At 55.8% G+C, this 1,541-nt stretch carries 1 protein-coding gene; it reads right to left on the bottom strand.

Annotated elements, in window-relative coordinates:
• Positions 1-33: 33 nt before the first annotated feature.
• The gene (locus GE027_RS22515; protein WP_153559480.1) at positions 34-1,455 is read right to left on the bottom strand and encodes an IS4 family transposase; all 1,422 of its coding nucleotides are present in this window, start codon (positions 1,453-1,455) and stop codon (positions 34-36) included.
• Positions 1,456-1,541 lie beyond the last annotated feature (86 nt).

Here is a 1,541-nt window from a genome sequence, read left to right as displayed (position 1 = left end):
GGCTCGCGCCCTCTTTATCCTACACATCTTTTTTTAGCCGATCCCGAAGGCTAGGTAGGCATCGCGGTAGGCTTCCAGACGTCGCAGTCCTCGCCAAATGATCTTCGAACCAGGCGGCCCCTGACCTTTCTTGTTCACGTAGCCGCCTAGCTTCGCCAAGATGAGCACGAATTCGGCCATCGTCGGCGGAATCTCGGGAAGTTTGCGGGATTTGTTTGCGACCATGTAGGTGGGCTTCCACTCACTGGGCTCGAAGTAGTCTTCGCAACTTGCATCTCCGTCGACACGGGCGGCAACCTTGATCTGCTCAACGCGCCAAGCAACGACCAATAGCATCGCCACTGCCGTCAGATAGCGGTCTAACGTTTGGTACTTGAGCTTCTCAATACCCAGTCCGCTCTTCAAAGTTTTGAAGAACAGCTCAACGTTCCAGCGCAGACTGTAGAGCCGGATTACGCGTTCAGCCTGGGCGGCGGTCTCGATGGGAAGCGACGTGAACAGTACCCAGCGAATGGGCTCTTCACCCTCGGGGGGATCCAGCTCGATAGCCTCCACGACGTTGAGTTGCACGTCGGGCAACCGGCCGCCGGCTCGAGACGGCCCGCGCACATTGACGCATACTGAGCGAATACTGATTCGTGCCACGCGAGCAGAACGGGACTTGCGACGCGGACGCGTTTCACCGGCAATCTTGGAAACACGCTCACTGATAAAAGCTTCGCTTTCAGCAAGGATTTCGCAGCCAGCTAAAGCTTCATCCACGTTCGCTGGCTGGCCGTTCGCTGCCACCAACGCACGATTCTGGCAGCACCGAAAGATGAAATCGTGGTTGTTGGCCTGATCGTTCGTCTCAATGAATAGCTCGTGAATATCCGATTCACTGTCAGCGAGATTGATGTAATGAGTCTGCGGATTCGCTCGCGCAATCTGCTCACCGCTTTGAAGCATCTCTAGCCAGCGGGAACTCTCTTTCTCCTCGAAGCACATCTGCTTGCGAAGCCGCTCCTTCTCGGCCCGACTCAAATCGGTCCGAATGCCTTCGCGCGCCCAAACAACATCATCTACAACGCCCAGAGGGATGCCTTCCTGACTGATCGCATACAGCGGATGAAGGAAGAACCCGAGCTTATCGTCGGACTCCAGCGGCCCAGCACCTTTGACTTGCCGGTTCGGTTTCGTCAAATCGACAAGGGTTGTATCCTGAGCAAGTACCACCACATCGTGCGAGGCTGTCCGGCGGATGGCTGCTTGGTGATGAGCCTCCAAAATGGCACCCGGTGCGATATCAGGGTTGTTGGCGACTCGATACAACGCGGCTAGATCTGCATCGTTCATGCAAGCATCCGGCTGCGACTCAGCCATTCTAGCAAACTGGCCAACGAGCGATTTGACGCGTGCGTCCCGCCTAGCATCGGCCAAGTCAAGCGTTGCAAACTCCGATTCAATCCATTCCATAGCCACCACCCTCCCTAAGAGAACACCAGCCAGAACCAGACATTTGTGTATTCTAAAAGATGTGTAGGATAAAGAGGGCTCGCGCC

The organism is Roseimaritima sediminicola (assembly GCF_009618275.1).
Taxonomy (GTDB): Bacteria; Planctomycetota; Planctomycetia; order Pirellulales; family Pirellulaceae; genus Roseimaritima; species Roseimaritima sediminicola.
This window is presented reverse-complemented; position numbering and strand designations above follow the sequence as displayed.

What these genes read in the sequence shown, in the direction of transcription:
- GE027_RS22515 (WP_153559480.1), bottom strand. Translation starts at nt 1,455, where the DNA reads ATGGAATGGATTGAATCGGAGTTTGCAACGCTTGACTTGGCCGATGCT.